Source organism: Agrobacterium salinitolerans, assembly GCF_002008225.1.
In the GTDB taxonomy this organism is placed as follows: Bacteria; Pseudomonadota; Alphaproteobacteria; order Rhizobiales; family Rhizobiaceae; genus Agrobacterium; species Agrobacterium salinitolerans.
The window spans coordinates 1-18,413 of sequence record NZ_MRDH01000034.1; the positions used below are offsets into that span (position 1 = coordinate 1).

Here is an 18,413-nt window from a genome sequence, read left to right on the forward strand (position 1 = left end):
AGAACCTCACCAAACAAGTCAACACACCAAATTCGAAAAAATAAAGAAATGTGATATCTGAATGATTCTAAAAGGAAATTTCGTTTTCATGAGCGTATCGGCATAATAAGACGCCACCGAGCTTGTGGTTTTGCACAGGAGAGTACGCCCACGCGCATGAAGGCGGGGCGCGCGCCTTCTTTTAGCCCCCTTCCTCGCTAATTGCTTTGCCAACGAAGCGTTAACACGAGACATGCCGGCGCGTGTCCCTATACAGACGGTTGCGACATGTCTTCCGGTGCGTCGACCGATTTGACTCACGGCTTTGAAAGTTGCACATCTTCGCGTGAAGTTTCTGGAGAGCGCATGACCGACAGGGCACAGCTGGTATGACTGCGGATCGCAATGTGATCCGGTCGCTAGGCACGGAACCGCCAATTCTGGCGGAAGGACGACTTGCACCCGATCGCCGTGAGATTTCGTTGCGCTGGCTTTCGGGCACGTTCCTCACGGGGATTACCTCTTCCATCTTGATGGGGGTTGCGCTGTTTGCCGCTCTTGACGGTCGCCAGCAGCTTGCCATTCCCGCCGAAGCTTTCGCCAAGACGGATATGGGCGACAATGTGACGGAGGCAGCTCGTCGCGGCACTCGCCTTGTTGCTCCGAACATCGCGGCCCGCCCCTCCGATCGCTCGATCATGGAAGTTTCCACGGTTATCAATGAAGGCGACAAGGAAGTGGTCCGCAAAGTCCCCTTCTCTCACGTCAAAATTCCGCTGGCGTCCAATTACGCGAAGCAGGATGACTACCCCGCCTTTGATCCGCTGAACATATTTGCCAGCAACGACGACAAGGATGCGCCCGCTCCGGCGGCGAGCCGCACCGGCACGATCTACGGCTCCGAAGTCGAATCCGAAGTCAGCCTGAAAACTGTCGCCTTTCCCATCCAGCACTCCAAATATGCTTTTGCGGGCTCCCTGAGCTTCGATGAGGTCGAGGAAGCAGTACGTTCAAACGGCTCGATCCTGACGGACGGTAACGAGCAAGTTGCGGCACTCTACTACATCGACCCACGCCGCTTCGATAATGATGATGGCGATGTCGACATTACCGCCGGCCTTGCTGCCCGCGTTGTCGAGCAAAACATGTCTGTTTCGACCCCGCAATCACCCTCGGTTCCCGCCAAGGAATATGCCGACGACGTCATCCCTGCCCGCCAGACGGAGACAATCGAAGCTGCCCTCTTCGGCGCCGGTTATTCGAAGGCTCAATCCTCCGAAATTGCCGGGCTGCTTTCGCCGCAAATCCAGTCGAACAATGTCGAAAGCGGCGACGTTCTGCGCGTCGGCATCATCCAAGAAGACGAAAAGAGCGACATCGTGCGCGTGAGCCTTTATCGCAAGGGACGCCACATGGTCACCATGGCCATCGATGATCGCAAGCGTTTCGTCAAGGCTAGCGAACCGCCGAAGCTCGACGCCGTGGCGACCGCCTTCGACAGTACGCCAGCGCCTGCCGCCGGTCGCGATCTGCCGAGCGTTTATGACGGAGTCTACCGTGCGGCTCTGGCTTACGGCATGAACCAGAGCATGGTTTCGCAGCTCATCAAGCTTCTGGCCAGCAGCGTCGATTTTCAGGCGCAGCTCAAGCCGGCCGATACGCTGGAGGCCTTTTTCTCCGTGGAGGACGCGGACGGCAAGGCGACGGACAAGTCGGAACTGCTCTACGTGAACGCCAAATTCGGCGACAACGAGACACGTTTTTACCGTTTCCAGAACCCGGACGACAACAGCATCGATTATTTCGACGAGAACGGCAAAAGCATCCGGCAGTTCCTGCTGCGCAACCCCGTTCCGAACGGCCGCATGACATCCGGTTTCGGTATGCGCCGCCATCCGGTTCTGAAATTCAGCCGCATGCACACCGGCACCGACTGGGCGGCGCCCCGTGGAACGCCGATCATCGCGACCGGTAACGGCATTGTGGAGAAGGCCGGCTGGGCATCTGGTTACGGCAACCAGACCCTGATCCGCCACGCCAATGGCTATGTCTCTTCCTACAACCACCAGAGCGCCATCGCCAAGGGCGTCACCGAAGGTTCCAAGGTCCGGCAGGGTCAGGTGATCGGTTATGTGGGATCGACCGGCCTTTCGACCGGCGCGCATCTGCATTACGAGCTGATCGTCAACGGCACCAAAGTGGACGCCATGAAGGTGCGCCTGCCGGGCGGCAAGTCGCTTTCCGGCGAGGCGCTGGCGCGGTTCTCCGATGAGAGAAAGCGCATCGACAATCTGCTCAACATCGCGGACAAGCCTAATCAGGTGGCGAGCCGGTAACTCGGCGGACTTTTACGGGTTAAAAAGTTGTCAAATGAAAAGGGCTCCGTTTCCGGAGCCCTTTCATTTTATGCCGCATCGGCCGTTTCAGTCTCAGCCTCACCCTTGGCGGGTTTGACCTTGAACAGCAACCGGTCGGTGCCCGAGGTTACCTTGACCCGCGAACCATCGGGGATTTCACCGCCGAGGATCATTTCCGCCAGCCTGTCCTGAACCGATTTCTGGATCACCCGCTTCAGCGGACGCGCGCCGTAAGCCGGATCGTAACCCTTATTGGCAAGCCAGTTGCGGGCATCCTCATCCAGTTCGAGCGTGATCTTGCGATCTGCCAGGAGCGAGACGAGACGCTTCAGCTGGATTTCCACGATCGCACCCATTTCGTCACGCCGCAGGCGGTGGAACAGGATGATATCGTCGATACGGTTGAGGAATTCCGGCCGGAAATGCGACCGGACCCGCTCCATGACCAGTTCACGAACCGAATCCACATCGTCATTGTCGCCCATCTGCGTCATGAATTCCGAACCGAGGTTCGAGGTCATGATGATGATGGTGTTCTTGAAATCGACGGTGCGGCCCTGGCCATCCGTCAGGCGGCCATCATCCAGCACCTGCAAGAGGACGTTGAACACATCCGGATGCGCTTTTTCGATCTCGTCGAACAGCACGACCTGATAGGGCCGACGGCGAACCGCTTCCGTCAGCGCGCCGCCTTCTTCGTAACCGACATAACCGGGAGGCGCGCCGATCAGCCGCGCGACGGAGTGTTTCTCCATATATTCCGACATGTCGAGGCGAACCATCGCGGTTTCGTCGTCGAACAGGAAGCGAGCGAGCGACTTGGTCAGCTCGGTCTTGCCCACGCCCGTTGGGCCGAGGAAGATGAACGAACCGATCGGCCGGTTGGGATCCTGAAGGCCGGCGCGCGAACGGCGAACCGCCTTGGAAACCGCCTGAACGGCCTCGCCCTGCCCGACAACGGACTTGGCAAGCTCGTCTTCCATGCGCAGCAGCTTTTCGCGCTGGCCTTCCAGCATCTTGTCGACCGGAATGCCGGTCCAGCGGGAAACGACATGGGCGATATTGTCCGCCGTCACCACTTCCTGAACCATTGAGCCGGCGCCGCTGCTGTCGCGGGCTTCCGCCGCAGCCAGTTCCTTTTCAAGGCTCGGAATGATGCCATATGTCAATTCGCCGGCTCGTTGGAACTGGCCGTTGCGCTGGGCGATCGCCAGCTCGTTGCGGGCTTCATCCAGCCGCTTCTTCAAGTCGGCGGCATGGCCGAGCTTCTGCTTTTCCGCCTGCCAGCGGGCCGTCAACGCATCCGCCTTTTCTTCCGTATCGGCCAACTCGTCCTCGAGCTTCTTGAGGCGGTCGGCGGACGACTGATCCGTTTCCTGCTTCAGGGCTTCGCGCTCGATCTTCAGCTGAATGATGCGGCGATCCAGTTCGTCCAGTTCCTCCGGCTTGGAATCCACCTGCATGCGAAGACGCGAAGCGGCCTCGTCCATCAGGTCGATTGCCTTATCAGGCAGGAAGCGGTCGGTGATGTAGCGGTTGGAAAGCGTCGCAGCCGCAACCAGGGCCGAATCCGAGATGCGGACCTTGTGGTGCTGTTCGTATTTTTCCTTCAGACCGCGCAGGATCGAAATCGTGTCCTCAACGGTCGGCTCATCCACCAGAACGGGCTGGAAACGGCGTGCAAGGGCCGGATCCTTTTCCACATGCTTGCGATATTCATCGAGCGTGGTGGCGCCGACGCAGTGCAGCTCACCGCGGGCAAGCGCGGGCTTCAAGAGGTTGGACGCATCCATCGCGCCATCGGCCTTGCCGGCGCCGACCAGCGTGTGCATCTCGTCGATGAACAGGATTGTGCCGCCATTCTCGGCCTGCACTTCGTTCAGAACCGCCTTCAGGCGTTCCTCGAACTCACCGCGATATTTCGCACCGGCGATCAGCGCGCCCATATCGAGCGCCATCAGCTTCTTGTCCTTCAGGCTTTCGGGCACGTCGCCATTAACGATGCGCAGCGCAAGGCCTTCCGCAATCGCCGTTTTACCGACGCCGGGTTCACCGATCAGAACGGGGTTGTTCTTGGTACGGCGCGACAGGACCTGGATGGTGCGGCGAATCTCGTCGTCGCGACCGATGACAGGGTCGAGCTTGCCTTCGCGGGCTTCTTCCGTCAGGTCGCGCGCGAACTTCTTCAGCGCATCGAAGCCCTGTTCGGCGTTGGCGCTGTCAGCCGTGCGGCCCTTGCGGATATCGTTGATGACCTGATTAAGCGCCTGCGCCGTTGCGCCGGCCTTCTTCAGGGAAGCCGAAGTGGTGGCGGAACTTTCAATCGCAAGTGCCTGCAGCAGACGCTCGACAGTGACGAAACTGTCGCCGGCCTTCTTGGCGAGATCTTCCGCAGTCGAGAACACTTTGGCAAGCGGCGCGGTGAGCGAAAGGCCGCCATTGCCGCCGGAAACCTTGGGCAATTTCGCAAGTGCCGCATCATTGGCAAGACGCGCTTCCTTGGCGTCGCCGCCGGCGCGCTCGATCAGCGATGCCGCCATGCCCTGCTCGTCATCGAGCAGTACCTTCAGAACGTGTTCGGGCGAAAATTGCTGATGGTTTTCGGCAAGCGCGAAGGTCTGCGCCGACTGCAGGAAACCGCGAACGCGCTCGGAGTATTTTTCAATATTCATAGTCGAACCTCCATAGACCGGCCCGCCCGCTTTCGGCACGGCACCGGGTGTTAGGGTTGAGGCTCCCTCAAAAGGCAAGCCCCGCTACGACAGCCGTGCTTAAGAGATTTCACGTCCGTCGCCTCTCGCTGGTCGGCACCGACGATGCGGTGTTTGTCCTTCCTGCACGAATATGGGAGCCGTTTTCATCGGTTTAAAGGGGAGCAAATCCGCCATATCGGGAAATTTTCGTTCGATCTGACAGGTGTCAATTCGCCTCGCCGGATGAAGCTGGAGAAGGTGAACTATCGCCGAAAACAAAAAACTCCGGCAAGCCGGAGTTTTTCAATCGCCATGTGATTTGCAGACGCTGCTTATTCGGCAGCATTCTCGAGAGGCGCGACCTCTTCACCCGCAGGCGTTTCTTCGCCTTCGGCGCCTTCCGCCGCGGCGGTACGGCGCGGGCGACGCTGACGGGGGGCAGCTGCACGGCGGGTCTTCGGGGCGCGTTCAGCCGCTGGCGCTTCCGCCTGCTGCTGCTCTTCCTCGACAGCCACTTCCATGGGCGTGCCTTCAATGACGGGCTGCGGCGCCTGGCTGGCGTCGTAAACCGGAGGCTGCTGTTCGGCGGTCACCTGCGGCTGGCGCGGCTGACGCTCCTGCCGTTCGCGGCGATCCGGACGCTCACGACGCTCCTGGCGCGGTTCGTTCCGCTCGTTACGCTCCTGGCGTTCGGGCTGCTGCGCCCGCTCGGCCTGTTCGGCCTGCTGCTGCGGCGCAACGGCACCTTCATCGCCGTCGTTCACTTCCATATCGTCACCGTCGGCGGCATTGTACTCACCGCGGTCGTCGCGCTGGAAGCGTTCCTGCATCTGGGCCTGAGCCGACGCAATGATGCGGTTATAATGTTCAGCGTGCTGCAGATAATTCTCAGCGATCACGCGGTCGCCGGAACTCTGCGCGTCGCGCGCCAGCGCCGCGTATTTTTCCGCTATATGCTGGGCTGTGCCACGGATTTTAACATCGGGGCCGGAACTGTCATAAGTCCTGGTGAGCGGGTTGCCGCCCTTGCGGTTGAAGTTGTTGTTACCGCCACCATTGTTATTGTTGTTGTTTCCACGCCCCCGGCCGCGCTTGTTTTGCTGTCCTGGCCTCATCAATTGCTCACCTGAATTCTGTTTTGCTGACAATCTGGTTGTTTTCATGCAATTCCGGGCGGAAAACCGCTGGAAATTTTTTCCTGAAATTGCTCCATCACGCGCCTTGCCGAAGATAACTCCCGGGCAAGACCTCGCGTATGACGACCGGCTGCGCAAATGCTGCACCGAGCCGCCTGCGAACAAAGTTTACTGATTCACATGCCGGAAACGCCCAGCCTTTCAGGGCTCCTTAAAGAACCCGCTTCGGGACTGACCCATACCCTGACGAATCTCAGTTCGTCCTCAGCCACCCGGCATGTGGCCGCAAACTATCCCGCTTCCCGCGGAAATCCAAGCCTTTTCTTTTGCTGTGCAAAATATCCTTGCAAAAAATCCGCAGACATATCGCGAACAACTATCTCCGGAAGGTCAAAACTCTGTCGTTACCGCCATAATCCTTGACGGCGTCCAGAAGAGAGAAGCCGTGGGAAGCAAATATAGCGGAAACATCAAGCCTTTGATCGAAACCGATCTCCACACCGACAATCCCGTTTTCCACAAGAAATCGGCCTGCATCGGCAGCGATGAGGCGGTACGGTGCAAGGCCGTCCTGACCTCCATCCAGCGCCGCCATCGGGTCGTGGTTACGAACCTCCCGGTCGAGCGTTGCGACGATATCAGTTCTTATATAGGGCGGATTCGACACAATTATGTCAAAGCGGCCAGAGATTTTTTCAAACCAGTCACTGCGAATGGTTTCGAAGCGTGAACTGAGGCCATTTCGAGCGGCATTTCTGGCGGCCGTTTCCAGCGCATCGGCCGAAATATCACTGCCAATACCGGACGCCTGCGTACATTCCTTTAGCAGTGCCAGACAGATTGCACCCGTTCCGGTGCCTAGATCCAGAATGCGGACGCTACCCGTTCGGGAAACCGTCTCCTTTAACGCCGGCAACAGCGTATCGACGAGAACCTCTGTATCCGGGCGGGGTTCGAGTGTTTCCTTCGATAGAAGAAGATCAAGGCCGTGAAACGCGCGGTGGCCGAGAATGCGATGCACCGGTTCGCCCAAGGCCCGCCGCTCGATCATGGCGGTGATACGCGCGTTTTCTTCCGCGGTGACCGGGCGGTCTGGCTTCATCACGAAATCGGTCAATGAAAAACCGACGACTTCCGCAATCAAAAGCCGCGCATCGAGAAGCGGATCATCGATCCCGGCTGTCTGCAGCCTTTTGCGGGCGGCGGCAAGCGCGCTCGCGATACTTGCTTTACCCCCCGTGCTCAAAGCTGTTCGCCGAGCTGGGCGAGTTGTCCCGCCTGATAATCGGCGATCAGCGCATCCACAAGTTCATCGATCTCGCCTTCGATCATCCGATCCAGCTTGTAGAGCGTGAGATTGATGCGGTGATCGGTAACGCGGCCCTGCGGGAAGTTATAGGTGCGGATGCGCTCGGAACGGTCGCCGGAACCGACCTGGCTCTTGCGGTCGGCAGAGCGTTCGCTCTCCACCTTCTGGCGTTCGATATCGTAAAGCCGGGAGCGCAGAACCTGCATGGCCTTGGCGCGGTTCTGGTGCTGCGATTTCTCCGAGCTGGTAACGATCAGGCCCGTCGGAAGATGGGTGATGCGAACGGCGGAGTCTGTGGTGTTGACGTGCTGGCCGCCGGCTCCCGACGCGCGCATCGTGTCGATACGGATGTCTTCCGGACGGATTTCGACGTCGATGTCTTCCGCCTCCGGCAGCACGGCAACAGTGGCGGCAGATGTGTGAATGCGACCACTCGCTTCCGTTTCCGGCACACGTTGCACACGGTGCACGCCGGATTCGAATTTCAGCTTGGAGAACACCCCTCGCCCGCTGATCGTGGCGATGATTTCCTTGTAACCGCCCGCTTCACCTTCGCTTGCGGAAAGAACTTCCACCTTCCAGCCCTTGGTCGATGCGAAGCGCTCATACATGCGAAAAAGATCGCCGGCGAACAGTGCCGCCTCGGAACCGCCGGTTCCGGCTCGAATTTCGAGGATCGCGCTTTTTTCGTCCGCCGCATCCTTTGGCAACAGCAGGACCTGCATATCCTTTTCAAGCTCGCCGATACGGGTCTCGACCTCTGGCAGCTCCATTTCCGCGAGCTCGCGCATATCCTTGTCGGTCGTCTTGTCGGCCAAAAGCGCTTCTAGATCGTTGGCCTCGGAAACAGCCTTCTCGTAGTCGCGGATTTTCTTCACCACCGGCTCGAGTTCGGAATATTCCGAAGCCAGTTTCACATAGACATCCGCTGCCGGGCCGGCCGACATACGCGCTTCGATCTCGCCGAAACGTCGTTCCAACTCGCGCATTTTTTCGACGGGAAGCTTCGCCACCAGTCACTCCAATAATGAAACAGGTCTTTTAGAGCGCTTTCGCTTTTCATCGAAACGCGAAAACGCTCTAACTTTTTGCTTTAACGCATTTCCGGACGGAAAACCGGGGTCCACTCTTCCTGGAAATGCTCTAAACGGGAATGGAATGCGTCGCAGCGAAGCGTAACAACACCTCGCGCGCGCTTTCCAGCGAATTGTGATCGTCCAGCGCCGCGTTCAGCTCTTCGGCAAGGCGCGCGGCATCGAGCCCGAGCAGCATTGCCTTGACCGGACCGATTGCCGTCGGTGACATGGAGACCGAACGGAAGCCGAGGCCGATCAACGCCATGGCCGAAAGCGGCTTGCCCGCCATTTCGCCGCACAGCGTGACCGATGTGTGATGCCTTTCGCCAGCGCGGACGATATCGCGCAGAATGCGCAGGAACGGCTTGCCGAGATTGTCGAAACGATCCGAAACACGCGCATTGCCGCGGTCGACCGCCATCGAGAACTGGAACAGGTCGTTCGAACCGACGGACACGAAATCCACCTCCTGCATCAGCTCATCGAGCTGCCACATCAGGGAGGGCACTTCCAGCATGGCGCCGAATTGCAGCTTTTTCGGCAGCGCATGGCTGAATTTGGAGAGATGCTGCACTTCCTTCTGTAACAGGTCGCGGGCGGCGCGAATTTCTGACACTTCCGTCACCATCGGCAACATCATGCGCAATTCAGCACCGGATGCGGCGCGCAACAGTGCACGCATCTGCGTGCGCATCAGGCCCGGACGGTCGAGCGACAGGCGAATGGCCCGCCAGCCCAGCGCCGGATTTTCCTCTTCCTGGCCCCGCATATAGGAAACGACCTTGTCGCCGCCGATATCCAGCGTGCGGAAGGTAACGCTCTTGCCCTTTGCCTGCCGCAGAACGGAGCGGTAGAAAGCTTCCTGCTCCTCGCCCTTCGGCATGTTGGAGGCGATCATGAATTGCAGTTCGGTGCGGAACAGGCCGATGCCATCGGCGCCGGATTCCTCCAGTTGCGGCAGGTCCACCAAAAGGCCGGCATTCATCTTCAGATTGACCTTCTGGCCGTCCTTGGTGATCGGCTCGACATTGCGAAGCGCGCGGAACTGCTCCTGTCGCTTGGCGCGCAGGCGCACCTTTTCTTCATAAGCGCGCTGCAAATCCGACATCGGGCGCAGATGCACCTGGCCGTCATCGCCATCGATAATGATGGGATCGTTATTTTCCGCCAGCGCGACGATCCCGGTCGCCTGCCCGATGATCGGAATGCCCATGGCCCGCGCGACGATGACGACATGGCTGGTCACCGCGCCGTCTTCGAGCACCAGTCCACGCAGTTTTTCACGCGGATAATCCAGCAGCTCGGCAGCGCCCATGGCGCGCGCCAGAACGATGGCGTCGAGCGGGAAATCCTGCTCCGGCCCACGCCCGCCAAAACCGATCAGCTGGCGCAGCAGCCGGTTGGCGAGATCGTCGAAATCATGCATGCGCTCACGCAGATAGGGGTCAGTGAGCCGCATCATGCGCGCCTTGGTGTCGCTCTGCACCTTCTCGACCGCCGCTTCCGCCGTCAGGCCGTTGCGGATGGCCTCTTCCATGCGCCGCACCCAGCCCTGATCGTGGGCGAACATGCGGTAGGTCTCGAGAACCTCGCGGTGTTCGCCCTCGGTCGGCACGTCACGGCGCTGCAACATGTCGTCGATCGACAGGCGCAGCGAGCCGATGGCGTCGGCAAGACGGCGGATTTCCGTATCGGCATCTTCATTGAGCAGGTTGGTGACGACGATGCGCGGATCGTGCAGCACGACGTGGCCAAGGCCGATTCCTTCGCCATAACCATCGCCATCGATGGAAACCGCGCGCGTCAGGTCCAGCTCCACGCCGGGGCGGGTGATCTTCTTCAATTCACCGCTCGCCACTATTTCAGCGATAAGCATCGCGGTTGTCTCGAGCGCTTCAACTTCATCCTCCCGATACGTTCGGCTGGCCTTGTTCTGGACCACAAGAACGCCAAGAGTGCGACCGGAGCGCAAAATCGGCACGCCGAGGAAGGAATGATAAATTTCCTCACCGGTTTCAGGAAGATAGCGGAAAGCGGGATGCGCCTGCGCATCGGAAAGATTGAGAGGTTGGGCGGACGCGGCGATGGTGCCGACAAGACCTTGCCCCATTTTCAGCTGGGCAAGATGCACGGCATCCTTATTGAGACCTTCGGTCGCATAAAGTTCCAGCACGCTGTCGGAACGCAGCACGTAGACCGAGCAAACCTCCGCCACCATGTTGCTGGCAATCTGACGGACGATCTGGTCCAGACGCTCCTGCGGTTCAAGGTGCTCCGCCATCATTTCGCGCAGCCGCTTGAGCAGGACACGCGGACCTGCGGAAAGGTCTCTCATCGCGTTTGCTCCCCGACGCTTCCGATCCGAATGTCATAATATTCGGGAATCAAAAGGTCATTTAAAAATTTATAGCGCGAGAAGCGCGTCCCGCAAGGGACACGCTTTCATGAAACGCCGCATCGGAAGAACGCAACTCCGAAGAATCGGAGCATCGGGAACCGATGTCTCGGGTTCAAGCTTTATCGAGGCCGTAAGCGGAATGCAAAGTGCGAACGGCAAGTTCGGCATAGGCGCCGTCGATCAGGATCGAAATCTTGATCTCGGAGGTGGTGATCGCCTTGATGTTGATGTTCTTCTCGGCAAGCGCCTTGAAGGCACTGGCGGCCACGCCGGCGTGGCTGCGCATGCCGATACCGATGACCGACACCTTGGCGAGGCCCGTCTCGTTCTGCGCGACGTCGAAGCCGATCTGGGCCTTGTTGTCTTCCAGAAGCTTGATCGCCTTGGCGACGTCGCCCGAAGGAACGGTGAAGGTCATGTCGGTGCGCGAACCGTCTTCGGAGATGTTCTGCACGATCATGTCGACATTGATATGCGCTTCGGCGAGCGGCCCGAAGATCGCGGCGGAGACGCCCGGACGGTCGGCCACGCGGCGCAGCGAGATTTGTGCTTCATCCTTGGCATAGGCGATGCCGGTTACGACTTCCTGTTCCACGATTTCATCCTCGTCACAAATCAAAGTACCGGGCGGGTTGATGAGGTCGCCCATGCCCGGCGCATCGGGATCCTCGAAACTGGAGCGAACGAAGGTGCGCACCTTGTGTACCATGGCAAGCTCGACCGAGCGAACCTGCAGAACCTTCGCGCCGAGAGACGCCATTTCGAGCATTTCCTCGAAGGCGATCTTCTTCATGCGGCGAGCCTTCGGCTCGATGCGCGGGTCGGTCGTGTAGACGCCGTCGACATCCGTATAGATGTCGCACCGGTCCGCCTTGACGGCGGCGGCAATGGCGACAGCCGAGGTGTCCGAACCGCCGCGGCCGAGCGTCGCGATGCGGTTGTCAGGACCGATGCCCTGGAAACCGGCAACAACGGCAACCTGGCCTTCGCCCATGCGTTTGACGATATCGGAACCGTCGATTTCCAGAATCCGGGCGGCGCCGTGCGCATTGTCGGTGCGGATCGGGATCTGCCAGCCCTGCCAGGAGCGAGCATTGATGCCCATGGATTGCAGCGTGATCGCCAGAAGACCTGACGTCACCTGTTCGCCGGATGCAACAACCGCATCATATTCGCGCGCGTCAAAAAAGGAGGCGGCGTTGGCGCCAGCCACCTTCGCGGCGTTCTGCACCCAGTCCACCAGCTCGTTGGTTTTACCGGACATGGCAGAAACGACCACGGCCACTTCATGGCCGGCATCCACTTCGCGTTTCACATGCCGTGCGACATTGTGAATGCGTTCGAGGTTCGCGACGGACGTGCCGCCGAATTTCATGACAATGCGAGCCATAGCCTTGACCAGTACCATCCCATTTTCCCGCCGGCTCCTTCAGGAAGCGGACGGACAAGAACAAACCCAGTCGGCCCTTCCTGAAAAGAGCCTCAAGTTGCGGGTCTCTTAGCGAAAAGGTGGGGGGCACGCAATGCCGTTTATGAACCATGCGGTACGCCTTCTTTCTGGGCCGATAAAACGGACGAAGACAGCATCGAACCGTTAACGAGATAAAGCACCCATAAAAGAGCGTACCGCAGTGCACTGTACAAATGGCCCCATTCGCAGTATGAGCGCGGCAATGCAACCGGCCAGATGGCCGAAATGGCCTGCATCGACTGCCCCGGAGACATTAGGATCTATTGGTTTCGGGCGGATGCGGGCAGCTTCATATCCGAAAGACGGTAGATGACAGACACCCAGGGTATCGCCCCGGCGATCGCGCAGGCGTTGGAAAAACGCGGCTACAAAGACTTGACCCCCGTGCAGCAGGCCATGCTTGCGCCCGAACTCGCCGACAAGGACGCGCTGGTTTCCGCGCAGACCGGTTCCGGCAAGACCGTTGCCTTCGGCATCGCGCTCGCGACCACGCTGCTGCGTGATAATACCCGTTTCGGCCAGGCCGCTGCCCCTCTGGCGCTTGCCATTGCCCCCACGCGCGAACTGGCCATGCAGGTCAAGCGCGAACTGGAATGGCTTTATGAGTTTGCCGGTGTCTCCATTGCCTCCTGCGTCGGCGGCATGGATATCCGCAATGAGCGCCGGGCGCTGGAGCGCGGTGCGCATATCGTCGTCGGCACGCCCGGCCGTCTCTGTGACCACATCAAGCGCAACGCACTCGATCTTTCGTCGATCCGCGCCGTCGTGCTCGACGAAGCCGACGAGATGCTCGATCTCGGCTTCCGCGAAGATCTGGAATTCATTCTGGAAGAATCGCCGGACGATCGCCGCACGCTGATGTTCTCGGCCACCGTGCCGCGCAGCATCGCCAAGCTGGCCGAAAGCTACCAGAAGAACGCCGTGCGCATCGCCACCGCTTCCGAACAGAAGCAGCATGTGGACATCGAATATCGCGCGCTTCTGGTGTCGCCTTCCGATCGCGAGAACGCCATCATCAATGCGCTGCGCTTTTATGAAGCCCGCAACGCCATCGTCTTCTGCTCCACCCGGGCCGCGGTGAACCATCTGACGGCACGTCTGAACAATCGCGGCTTTTCGGTCGTGGCTCTCTCCGGTGAACTAACGCAGAACGAACGCACACATGCCCTGCAGGCCATGCGTGACGGCCGCGCCCGCGTTTGCGTAGCGACCGACGTTGCCGCCCGCGGCATCGACTTGCCCGGCCTCGAACTCGTTATCCATGCCGATCTTCCGACCAATTCCGAAACGCTTCTGCACCGTTCCGGCCGTACCGGCCGCGCCGGTCAGAAGGGCGTCAGCGCCGTCGTGGTGCCTGTCAGCCAGCGCCGCAAGGCCGAACGCCTGCTCGAAGGCGCCAAGGTCAGTGCCGCATGGGTTCACCCACCCTCCGTTGAAGAGATCGTCGAGCGCGACGGCGCCCGGCTTCTGGCCGATCCTACGCTGAGCGAAGCAGTGGCGGATGACGAACGCGATTTCGTCACCAAGCTGCTTGAACAGCATGGCGCGGAAAAAGTCGCCGCTGCCTTCGTGCGTCTTTATCATGCCGGACGTTCGGCGCCGGAGGACATTTTCGAGGTCGCGCTTGACAACACCCGCAAGCCGCGCCGCGACAGTTTCGAAACACCCGAAAACAATGCGCCGCGCCGCGACAGGTCCGATTTCTCCGACAGCGCCTGGTTTTCGCTCTCCGTTGGCCGCAAACAGAGCGCCGAACCGCGCTGGCTCATCCCCATGCTCTGCCGTTTCGGCAAGATCACCCGCCAGGATATCGGCGCGATCCGCATGCAGCAGACGGAGACCTTCGTGGAACTGGCGGCTGATGCCGTCGACCGTTTCACCTCCGCCATCGGCAAGGATATGACGCTCGAAAAGGGCATCCGTCTGAAGGCGCTGGAAGGCAAGCCGGAAGTAACCGGCAGCTTCCGCGAAGACACCCGCCCGGCGAAGGCCCAGCGCAAGTTCAGCAAATCGGACAATGCTGCCGCTCCCCGCGATGACCGCAAGGGCGACGACAAGCCCTGGAAGAAGAAAAAGCCCTTCGGCGACAAGCCGAAATATGAAGGCAAGAAGGACAAGCCTTTCGAAAAGCGTGGGCCGAAGCCGACAAAGGGCTGAAGTCACTCTGCAACTGACGACGACGACGGGCATACCTGCTCTCGACATCATCCTCGGGTTAGTCCCGAGGATCTGGAACCTATTGATGTCATTCAACGTGATTGGATCCTCGGCACAGGGCCGAGGATGACGTCGCGTCACGGGTTAAACTCCTCTTTCCATCGACTGGCGCTACCCTCGTTTTGTGTCCAGTGCGTGATAGATGAGCTGCATAGCCAAGAAAAAAGCCCTGCTTTCGCGGGGCTTTTCTGTCTCTATCCGTTAAGAATGCTGCGCTTAGAACTCCAGCGCGCGATCGCCGTTTTCGTCCTTGATGCGGTTCGGAAGACCGATCTTGTTCAGAAGGTTCAGGAACGGCTTCGGCGGCAGTTCTTCAACATTCGCCATCTGCTTCACGTCCCATTCGCCAGTAGCGATGAGCATGGCGGCTGCGACCGGCGGAACGCCGGCGGTGTAGGAAATCCCCTGCGAGCCGACTTCTTCATAGGCTTCCTTATGGTCAGCCACGTTGTAGATGAAGACTTCGCGCTCCTTGCCGTCCTTGATACCCTTGACGATATCGCCAATGCAGGTCTTGCCGACATAATCAGGCGCCAGCGAAGACGGATCGGGCAGCACGGCCTTGACCACCTTGAGCGGCACGACTTCCAGGCCTTCGGCCGTCTTGACCGGCTTCTCGGACAGGAGGCCAAGGTTCTTCAGCACGGTGAAGACGTTGATATAGTGATCGCCGAAGCCCATCCAGAAGCGCACATCGGCGCCGTCCATGTTCTTGGACAGCGAATGCACTTCGTCATGGCCGGTCATATAGGCCTTCTGCTTGCCGACGACAGGCAGGTCGAATTCCTGTCCGACTTCGAACATCTGGTTCGTCTGCCACTGGCCATTCTGCCAGGAGTAAACGACGCCGGTGAATTCGCGGAAGTTGATTTCCGGATCGAAGTTGGTGGAAAACCAGCGGCCGTGGCTGCCGGCATTGATATCGACGATATCGACCGAGGTGACCTTGTCGAAATACTCATCCTTGGCGAGACGCGCATAGGCGTTGACCACGCCTGGGTCGAAACCGACGCCGAGAATGGCAGTAACGCCCTTTTCCTTGCACTCTTCCGCGCGCTTCCACTCGTAGTTTCCATACCACGGCGGCGTCTCGCAAATCTTGGTCGGATCCTCGTGGATCGCCGTGTCCATATAGGCAACACCCGTGTCCATGCAGGCACGAAGAACGGACATATTGACGAAAGCCGAACCGACATTGATGACGATTTCCACGCCGGTTTTCTTGATCAAGGCTTTCGTCGCCTCGATATCCATCGCGTCAAGCGCATGGGCCTCAAGTTTCACATCTGTCTTGAGGCTCTTCTTTTCGCGTACGGACTCGACAATCTTGCGGCACTTTTCCACGGTCCGTGACGCAATATGAATGTCTCCCAATACATCGCTGTTCTGGGCGCACTTATGCGCCACGACCTGTGCTACGCCACCGGCGCCGATGATCAGAACGTTCTTCTTCATTTCAGGTGATGCCTCCTTTTCCCCGCAGGGATGAGCTTCGTTTCATGTTAAAAACAGGGTTTAAGACAGACTTTGCTCGAAATCGGCAAAGTCGAATTCACGAACGGCGCGAACGGTGCCGTCCAGTTCCTTGATGGCGATGGTCGGCATCCTCACGCCGTTGAACCAGTTCTTCTTGACCATGGTGTAGCCGGCCGCATCCTGGAAGGAGATGCGGTCGCCGACCTTCAACTCCTTGTCGAAGCGAAAATCGCCGAAAATATCGCCGGCGAGGCAGGACTTGCCGCAGACCATATAGGGATGCTCGCCTTCGTTCGGCAAAACCTTGGCGGTTTCACGATAGATCAGCAGATCGAGCATGTGCGCTTCGATGGAGCTGTCGACGATAGCAAGGTTCTTGCCGTTGAACAGCGTGTCGAGAACCGTCACTTCGAGCGTCGTGCTCTTCGTGATCGAGGCTTCGCCCGGCTCCAGATAGACCTGAACGCCATATTTTTCGGAGAAGGCCCGCAGACGGTCGCAGAACTGGTCGAGCGGATAATTATCGCCGGTAAAGTGGATACCGCCGCCAAGGCTCACCCATTCGGCACGCGACAGCAGCGATCCGAACTTTTCCTCAATCTGGGTCAACATGCGGTCAAACAGAGAGAAATCGCCGTTTTCGCAATTATTGTGGATCATGAAACCGGAAATGCGGTCCATGACCTTGTCGACCTTGGCCACATCCCATTCGCCGAGACGGCTGAAGGGACGCGCGGGATCGGCAAGGTCGAAGCTCGAAGAGCTGACCTGCGGGTTGAGGCGCAGACCACGGGTGATACCGGAGGCCTTGTCCGCAAAACGCTCGAGCTGGCTGATGGAATTGAAGATGATCTTGTCCGCATTCGAGATCACTTCGTCGATTTCATAATCCGCATAGGCAACGGAATAGGCATGGGTCTCGCCGCCGAATTTCTCGCGACCCAGACGCACCTCATAGAGCGAAGACGAGGTGGTGCCGTCCATATAGTGCGACATAAAATCGAACACCGACCATGTGGCGAAGCACTTCAGCGCCAGAAGTGCCTTGGCGCCGGATTTTTCCCGCACATAGGCAATCTTCTCCATGTTGCGAAGAAGTTTTGTCTTGTCGATGAGATAATAGGGCGTCTGCAGCATGTCGTTTCACATATTGATTGAAGTCAAGGTACGTCTCGATGATGGGCCTTATAGGATGCTTGTGACAGGAAAACAAATGTCCGGGGGCGAATTCCTGAAAAATGCCTGACCATTCAAGAAGGGCAAATAATCACATGACGTTACGGAACCAAGGCCGGGTCGGCGCGTTTTACTCCCGGACAGGCGGGTTGTTTCTGCCGCCGCAACGATAGTTAAGCGGTGTCAGTCATTGACATGTCGCCATTTCCATCAACGATGTTCAAGAAGGACCTGACCCATGGCAAGTGTGCGCAGCAGCGTTAACGACAAGATCCAGCAATCCCTCGAAAGCGGTGACGCAGCCGATGTGGCCGCACAGCTCGCCCAGCTTCGCGAAGATCTGGCAAATCTTGCCAAGAGTGTGAAAGCGCTTGGCGTCGGCGCGTCTTACGAGCTGAAAGCACAGGCCGCACGGGTCGCAGACGATGCAATTTCCGCGTCGAGCGACATGGCGGATACGGTCCGCAGCGAGATTTCCACGCTGAACGACAACCTCACCGATCAGGTCCAGAAGAACCCGCTGCAGTCGCTCGGCATCGCCGTTGGCGTTGGCTTCGTTCTTGCCCTCCTGACGCGTCGATAAGCTCATGCTTGAGGCATTGCTGGTCTATCTGGGGGAGACCCAGCGTGAAGGGCGTGTCGTCACGAGACGATTGCGCTCCGTCATCATATTATCGGTGCTGGCAGGGATATTTTTCCTGATAGCCTTCGTCGCAGCGGTCGTGGCGGGATCAATCTATCTGGCCCGTCACGTCGGGGCCGGACCGGCAGCGCTCGTCGTTGCGGGCTCTGCCTTTCTGCTCGGTGTTATCATGCTGGTGGCGCTCGCCATCCTCAAACGCCCGAGGGTCTACGCGACCAGACCGATGACACCACTTGCTGCCGCAGCACCTTTAACGGCTGCGCCGCTCGCGCTGCAATCGCTGCTTTCGCTTGCAATCCAGGCACGCCCTTACGCGACACTTGCCGTCGCTGTTGCGGCCGGATTTCTCGCGACGAGGGCGGGTACAAAAAAGACCAAGTAACTTCTTGGCACCCTGACAAGACCAACCGCGCATCCAGACGATGGATGCGCGGTTTTTTTTATGTTACCCGCGAAGGATAGACTGGTTGTTGGCGTTGCCC

At 59.0% G+C, this 18,413-nt stretch carries 12 protein-coding genes; 4 read left to right on the forward strand and 8 right to left on the reverse strand.

Annotated elements, in window-relative coordinates; translation table 11 throughout:
• Positions 1–368: 368 nt before the first annotated feature.
• A complete protein-coding gene (locus BS627_RS20030) occupies positions 369–2,315 on the forward strand; it encodes a M23 family metallopeptidase (RefSeq protein ID WP_077984935.1) in 1,947 nt (648 codons plus the stop codon).
• A 68-nt stretch (positions 2,316–2,383) separates the two neighbouring features.
• On the opposite strand, the gene clpB is transcribed toward BS627_RS20030, so the two are convergent.
• The 6 genes from clpB to BS627_RS20060 all read right to left on the reverse strand — a co-directional run bounded on the left by clpB (position 2,384) and on the right by BS627_RS20060 (position 12,338).
• Positions 2,384–5,008, reverse strand: a complete 2,625-nt coding sequence (clpB, locus tag BS627_RS20035) for an ATP-dependent chaperone ClpB (RefSeq protein ID WP_077984936.1) — start codon at positions 5,006–5,008, stop codon at positions 2,384–2,386.
• 353 nt (positions 5,009–5,361) lie between these two features.
• Positions 5,362–6,144, reverse strand: coding sequence for a DUF4167 domain-containing protein (locus tag BS627_RS20040; RefSeq protein ID WP_077984937.1), 783 nt, complete (start codon positions 6,142–6,144; stop codon positions 5,362–5,364).
• Between the two features lie 397 nt (positions 6,145–6,541).
• On the reverse strand, positions 6,542–7,411 hold the full coding sequence (gene prmC / locus BS627_RS20045) for a peptide chain release factor N(5)-glutamine methyltransferase (RefSeq protein WP_077984938.1): 870 nt from the start codon (positions 7,409–7,411) through the stop codon (positions 6,542–6,544).
• Positions 7,408–8,487, reverse strand: coding sequence for a peptide chain release factor 1 (prfA, locus tag BS627_RS20050; protein WP_077984939.1), 1,080 nt, complete (start codon positions 8,485–8,487; stop codon positions 7,408–7,410). The genes prmC and prfA overlap by 4 nt, the downstream gene beginning before the upstream one ends.
• A gap of 130 nt (positions 8,488–8,617) precedes the next feature.
• A complete protein-coding gene (ptsP, locus tag BS627_RS20055) occupies positions 8,618–10,885 on the reverse strand; it encodes a phosphoenolpyruvate--protein phosphotransferase (RefSeq protein WP_077984940.1) in 2,268 nt (755 codons plus the stop codon).
• A 175-nt stretch (positions 10,886–11,060) separates the two neighbouring features.
• Entirely contained in the window at positions 11,061–12,338 is a 1,278-nt protein-coding gene (locus BS627_RS20060) for an aspartate kinase (RefSeq protein ID WP_077984980.1), read from the reverse strand.
• Positions 12,339–12,728: 390 nt separating this feature from the next.
• On the opposite strand from BS627_RS20060, the gene BS627_RS20070 reads away from it, so the two are divergent.
• On the forward strand, positions 12,729–14,576 hold the full coding sequence (locus BS627_RS20070; RefSeq protein ID WP_077984941.1) for a DEAD/DEAH box helicase: 1,848 nt from the start codon (positions 12,729–12,731) through the stop codon (positions 14,574–14,576).
• Between the two features lie 276 nt (positions 14,577–14,852).
• On the opposite strand, the gene BS627_RS20075 is transcribed toward BS627_RS20070, so the two are convergent.
• Together BS627_RS20075 and nspC are read right to left on the reverse strand one after the other, a co-directional pair.
• A complete protein-coding gene (locus BS627_RS20075; protein WP_077984942.1) occupies positions 14,853–16,091 on the reverse strand; it encodes a saccharopine dehydrogenase family protein in 1,239 nt (412 codons plus the stop codon).
• 60 nt (positions 16,092–16,151) lie between these two features.
• Positions 16,152–17,249: a carboxynorspermidine decarboxylase gene (gene nspC, locus BS627_RS20080; RefSeq protein ID WP_077984943.1), complete on the reverse strand. Its 1,098-nt coding sequence runs from the start codon at positions 17,247–17,249 to the stop codon at positions 16,152–16,154.
• Positions 17,250–17,526: 277 nt separating this feature from the next.
• On the opposite strand from nspC, the gene BS627_RS20085 reads away from it, so the two are divergent.
• Positions 17,527–17,871, forward strand: a complete 345-nt coding sequence (locus tag BS627_RS20085) for an ElaB/YgaM/YqjD family protein (protein WP_077984944.1) — start codon at positions 17,527–17,529, stop codon at positions 17,869–17,871.
• A 4-nt stretch (positions 17,872–17,875) separates the two neighbouring features.
• Positions 17,876–18,313: a hypothetical protein gene (locus BS627_RS20090; protein ID WP_077984945.1), complete on the forward strand. Its 438-nt coding sequence runs from the start codon at positions 17,876–17,878 to the stop codon at positions 18,311–18,313.
• Positions 18,314–18,413: the final 100 nt, after the last annotated feature.